Annotated in this window: 7 protein-coding genes; 1 reads left to right on the plus strand and 6 read right to left on the minus strand. The window is 37.3% G+C overall.

All coding sequences use genetic code 11. The annotated features are described in order from the left end of the window. Positions 1–164: 164 nt before the first annotated feature. Genes ACEN3Z_RS11430 through rsmG form a run of 6 tightly spaced genes read right to left on the minus strand, consistent with a single transcriptional unit; the run spans position 165 to position 4,716 of the window. Positions 165–968: a DUF1129 domain-containing protein gene (locus tag ACEN3Z_RS11430; protein ID WP_407090935.1), complete on the minus strand. Its 804-nt coding sequence runs from the start codon at positions 966–968 to the stop codon at positions 165–167. Between the two features lie 17 nt (positions 969–985). After that, positions 986–2,086, minus strand: coding sequence for a redox-regulated ATPase YchF (gene ychF / locus ACEN3Z_RS11435; protein ID WP_407090936.1), 1,101 nt, complete (start codon positions 2,084–2,086; stop codon positions 986–988). Positions 2,087–2,114: 28 nt separating this feature from the next. Next, the gene (locus tag ACEN3Z_RS11440; RefSeq protein ID WP_407090937.1) at positions 2,115–2,318 is read right to left on the minus strand and encodes a DUF951 domain-containing protein; all 204 of its coding nucleotides are present in this window, start codon (positions 2,316–2,318) and stop codon (positions 2,115–2,117) included. Between the two features lie 12 nt (positions 2,319–2,330). Beyond that, positions 2,331–3,227, minus strand: a complete 897-nt coding sequence (locus ACEN3Z_RS11445; RefSeq protein WP_407090938.1) for a ParB/RepB/Spo0J family partition protein — start codon at positions 3,225–3,227, stop codon at positions 2,331–2,333. Beyond that, the gene (locus ACEN3Z_RS11450; protein WP_138404944.1) at positions 3,217–3,981 is read right to left on the minus strand and encodes a ParA family protein; all 765 of its coding nucleotides are present in this window, start codon (positions 3,979–3,981) and stop codon (positions 3,217–3,219) included. The genes ACEN3Z_RS11445 and ACEN3Z_RS11450 overlap by 11 nt, the downstream gene beginning before the upstream one ends. A 15-nt stretch (positions 3,982–3,996) precedes the next feature. Continuing rightward, complete coding sequence (gene rsmG / locus ACEN3Z_RS11455) at positions 3,997–4,716, minus strand: 16S rRNA (guanine(527)-N(7))-methyltransferase RsmG (protein ID WP_138404943.1); 720 nt, start codon at positions 4,714–4,716, stop codon at positions 3,997–3,999. A 227-nt stretch (positions 4,717–4,943) separates the two neighbouring features. Here rsmG and ACEN3Z_RS11460 point away from each other — a divergent pair, with 227 nt between their 5' ends. Beyond that, the gene (locus ACEN3Z_RS11460; protein WP_328590783.1) at positions 4,944–5,450 is read left to right on the plus strand and encodes a methylated-DNA--[protein]-cysteine S-methyltransferase; all 507 of its coding nucleotides are present in this window, start codon (positions 4,944–4,946) and stop codon (positions 5,448–5,450) included. Positions 5,451–5,614 lie beyond the last annotated feature (164 nt).

Consider the following 5,614-nt stretch of genomic DNA (forward strand, 5'->3'; position numbering starts at 1 on the left):
TGCCTCCGGCTTCCTTCAGATTCCACCTCACGGTGGACACCCTTGCCTTTAGCTAACAGTTCCTACTGCCAAGTCTGTAGTGGACTTTCACCACCAAGTTATCGCCCATGCCGGGCGCACATAAAAACCAACCAAGTTAAACTTGGTTGGTTGATTTGAGGTGGTTAGAATACGCCACCTTGAATATTTAATTGTCTCTTTAATAAGAAGCGTAAACCAAAGGTTACAGCGGCAATAATGATATAAGTCATTGATTCAAAGACTGGGTTCAATGCTGATGGAAGTAATACGGCACTGATACTTACGATTAAGAACCAACCAAACATTGCGGCAATAGACACTCCGAAGTAGCGCCATAAACGACGCTCACCTTTAGGTGCATCTAAATCTGGCATAACTTTAGAAGTAATTAACATCGCAACACCTGCAACAATATAGTTAATAATTAAAGTAGTTAAGCCCATGAAAGCAGAAGTTGTCCCCGCATCCGCATTCAACATTGAGATACCTGTGATGAATGTGAATAATGAACCTAGCATTAGCCCACCGTCTAAAGCAATTTGCCAATCAGGTGACTTTTCAACTGGTGCATTTTCTGGATTTGGGAATTCTTGTTCTATAATTAAGTTAGCAGTTTCTGTCGGCGTTCCATAAATCTGACGTGCTGTTTGGCTATTGATTTGCCCGTCTAGTAACGTATCCACCATTTCAGCATAGACTCGCTCTTGAACTTCATAGTGTAATTGGTCAGATAATTTTTTATCTACACTTAACATAAATTGCTTATTTTTGTTCGTTAATTCTGCAAACTGGCTTTCTTTAATCCCAGCAATAACATTTCTTTCTTGAGATTCTTCAACACTTGCTACTTCTGTTTCTTTAGCCGTCTCAATTGATTCTTCAGCTACTTTATCAGTTGTCACTTCTACATCTTTCTCTTCGAATTCTTTTTTGTTATCTTCTGACATAATTTCCCCCGATCGATCTAGACATTAAATCTAAATAGCATAATGTCGCCGTCTTTAACAATATATTCTTTACCTTCTGAACGGTAGTAACCTAATTCACGCGAACGAGCCATGCTTCCAGCTTCCATTAAATGGTCGTAAGAAACAGTTTCAGCACGGATGAATCCACGTTCGAAGTCCGAGTGAATCACTCCAGCTGCTTGAGGAGCTTTCATTCCTTTTTTGAATGTCCAAGCGCGTACTTCTTGCTCACCTGCTGTAAAGTATGTTCCTAAGCCTAATAATGTATAAGCTTTTTGAATTAAACGGTCTAAACCTGATTCTTCTAAACCAAAGTCTTCTAAAAACACTGTTTTTTCTTCGTCATCTAAGATCGCAATTTCTTCTTCAAGACTTGCACATACTGGAACAACTTCTGCTCCTTGTGTAGCAGCAAATTCAATGACCTTTTGTAAGTGAGGATTTGAGCTTGGATCACTTACTTCTTCTTCACCAATATTTGCTACATATAACATTTTCTTGCGTGTTAATAAGAATAAGCTTTTTACAATCGGCTCTTCTTCTTTTGTGAATTCAACTGAGTTCGCTAATTGATCACTTTCAAGTGCATCTTTCAAGCGTTCTAAAATATCCATCTCGATTAACGCATCTTTATCTTTAGTTCTAGCTAATTTTTGGACACGTATTAATCGCTTATCAATCGATTCCAAGTCAGCTAAGATTAACTCTAAGTTGATTGTCTCTATATCTGAAAGTGGGTCCACTTTCCCGTCAACGTGAGTAATATTTTCGTCTTCGAAACAACGAACAACGTGACAAATTGCGTCCACTTGGCGAATATTACTTAAGAATTTGTTTCCTAATCCTTCGCCTTTACTTGCACCCTTTACAATCCCTGCGATATCTGTAAATTCGAAAGTTGTTGGAATTGTTTTCTTAGGTTTTACTACTTCTGTAATGTCTGTTAAACGTTTGTCAGGTACTTCTACCACTCCAACGTTTGGGTCAATCGTCGCGAACGGATAGTTTGCTGCTTCAACCCCTGCTTTTGTAATTGCGTTAAAAAGTGTTGATTTACCAACGTTAGGTAAGCCAACAATACCAGCTGTTAATGCCATGTAGTCACTCTCTTTCTTTTATTTAAACTTATTCAGCAGATTCTGCTTTTTCTAGTACTTTTTTCATTTTCTTTTCAAAATCACGCCGAGTCATCGTCACAATATGCTTACAATTCATACATTGTATACGAATATCCATCCCCATACGGATAATTTGCCAGCGGTTTGTTTGGCAAGCGTGTGGTTTTTTCATTTCGACAATATCGAGTTTATCGAATTCTTTACAATTCATCTTGTCCACTCCCTATAAATGTATATTTAATAAATCTAAAATTCGAATTAAATCTGATTCAGATAAAAATTCAATTTCTATTTTACCACGTTCACCACGTTGATTAATTGTCGTAGCTGTCCCAAAGTAATCTTGCATTTCTTGTTCAATCGCAAGATAATGGGGTGGTTTTTTGGCTTTTTCTTTTTTGTCTTTTTCTTTTTCTTTGTCTTCTTTAGGAGCTTCATCATTTAATGATTGAACTAATTCTTCGAGTTGACGAACAGTCATTCCTTCACTTACGACACGTTTTGCGACTGGAATCAGTTGGTCTTTATCTTTAAGACCTAAGATTGTACGCGCTTGTCCCATCGATAATTGTTCCCCAACCATTGTCTTAATTTCATCTGGTAATGATAATAGACGTAAGTAATTGGCGATATATGGGCGACTTTTACCAATTCTTTCAGCCACTTGCGCTTGTGTTAAATCAAGATTCTCCATCAAGATGTTATATGCTTCAGCTTCTTCTAAAGGACTCAAGTCTTCACGTTGTAGGTTTTCTACCACTGCAATTTCAATCATTTGTTCTTCATCTAGTTCACGAACAATACCTGGAATTGTCTCTTTACCTGCCAGTCGACTTGCACGAACACGCCGTTCACCAGCGATTAATTCATAACCTTTGATTGTCGATTTTCTAAGAATTACAGGTTGAAATACACCGGACTGTTTAATCGAATCAGCTAATTCATTTAAAGCTTTCTGATTAAATGTTTTACGCGGTTGATAGGGGTTAGCACGAATTTGATCTAATGGAATCTCTTCTACGATTTCGTTTTCGCCTGGAGTTTCCTCATATGCTGAAAACAAGGCATCCATACCTCGGCCTAAGCCACCTCGTTTACGAGGTTGGTTATTATTCGCCATTACTAATCACTTCCTTTGCCAGTTCAACATACATCTCCGCACCTCTTGAACGAGAATCATATTCAATGACTGATTGCCCATAAGAAGGTGCTTCTGATAAGCGAATATTTCTTGGAATGACTGTGCGGTAGACTTTTTCATGGAAATACTTACGTACTTCATCCATCACTTCAAAGCCTAAATTCGTTCGTGCATCGAGCATTGTAATTAACACGCCCTCGATACGGAAATTGCGATTATAAGTTTTTTGAACTAAACGAATGGTATTTAATAATTGTGTTAATCCTTCTAGCGCGTAATACTCAGCTTGTACTGGGATTAAAATTGTATCACTTGCGGTAAAAGCATTAATTGATAATTGACCTAATGAAGGTGGGCAGTCGATTAAGATATAATCATAATTTTTCCGAATCGGGGCCACTGCTTCTTTCAGGCGTGACTCGCGGTTTTCAATATTTACTAGTTCTAACTCTGCAGCTGCAAGTTGAATGTTTGACGGTACAATCCATAAGTTATCTTGACTTGTTTCAACGATGACATCTTGAATTGGAATTTGATCAATGAGTACTTCATACAAGCTTGCATCTAATGCGCTTCTTTCTACCCCAAGACCACTCGTCGCATTTCCTTGCGAATCAGAATCAATGATTAATACTTTTTTACCTAAAGTTGCTAAAGCAGCTCCTAGGTTAACTGTTGTGGTGGTTTTACCAACACCACCCTTTTGATTACCGACTGCAATCATTTTACTCATGCGATCTCCTCCTTGTTATAACGGTTGTTTGGCTGGTTTACCAGGACGTCTTGGATATTTCTTCGGTGTTTCTAAAGTTTTGCGAATCACTAAGATTTCACGCTCACTATCTTCAATGGGTAACATCTCGCTAATTTGCTCTTCAAACTTCGCTCCAAGCGTTGCGATAGCCTTTTTCGCTTTAACGATTTCTTCGTCAGCTCTTTGTGCTTTCAGAGCAATGAAGTAGCCACCTTTTTTTGCTAATGGTAAACACAATTCGCTTAAGACGTTTAAAGCTGCTACAGCTCTTGCTGTGACGATATCGAATTGTTCGCGGTGGGCTTTGTCTTGTCCAACTTCTTCTGCACGACCATGAACAGCCTTAACGCCTGTTAAGTTCAATTCCTCTGCTAAAAGGTTTAAAAATGTTATACGTTTGTTCAATGAATCTACAATTGTAATGTCTAAATCAGGGCGTACAATTTTCATTGGAATACTTGGAAAGCCGGCCCCTGCGCCAACATCACATAAAGTAGCATTCTCTTTAAAATAATCAGGTGCCATCCATAAGGGCATTAATGAATCATAGAAATGCTTTAAATACACATCTGGCTTTTCAGTAATTGCCGTTAAGTTAATCTTATTATTCCACTCGACTAACAGGTGGTAATACTGTTCAAACTGATTAATCTGTTGTTCAGTTAATTGACTGCCCTTTTCATTCAGGGCTTGGATAAATTCTTCGACTGTCATAACCGTCTCCTTTTAAATAAGTCCTTTTGTGAAACAAACCTATGTTTCACGACATGTATACTTTAACTTAAATGCTAGTTCTATGCAATGATATCTAAGGAGAAATTTCCTTTTAATCACTATTTTAACATAGACTGGTATGAATTATCATTCATTTCAATATGATTCTTAAAGAGTTATAATAGAGATACAAATAAAATGGTTATTATATAGAAAGGAAGTTTACCTTGAGCCCAACTTTGTACTACACTTTTCATACGGTATTCAATCGGTTATATACGATTGCTTCAACAGAAAAGGGCTTAGCTTACGTAAGTCCAGACGATGGAGATATAACGATTTTGGAAAAGCTATTTAAGGGGTTTACTATCCAAGAAGATGAATCTATAAATGCAGAATCGATTAAACAACTTCAAGAATACACACAAGGATCACGTAATGAGTTTGATTTAGTGTTAGACATCCAAAATGGAACACCTTTTCAGCAGTCAATTTGGAAAGCATTACTTGATGTTCCTTACGGTCGAACTATTCATTATGGAGCGTTGGCTGAAAATATAAACAATCCTAAAGCAGTTCGTGCAGTTGGAGGCGCTGTTGGCCAAAATCCAATTTCTATTATTATTCCGTGTCACCGTATCATCGGAAAGAATGGTTCGTTAACAGGCTATAATGGTGGGATTAATGTAAAGATGAAATTGTTAGATATCGAAGGTATTCAATACACTGGTTAAACACTTTAATCACTTTAAACACTCTTTTAAACACTGCTGTGTTTTGCAAATTTGAAGTACATAGTATTGCAACGAAAAGTACACAATATAGCCATCCAATTTTTTCCTTTTAATTATTCTTTTTTTGATAATGCATTTTTCAAACGAAAACTCTCTCCAGTAAA

Origin of the sequence: Ruoffia sp. FAM 26254 (assembly GCF_045528545.1) — a bacterium.
Taxonomy (GTDB): Bacteria; Bacillota; Bacilli; order Lactobacillales; family Aerococcaceae; genus Ruoffia; species Ruoffia halotolerans.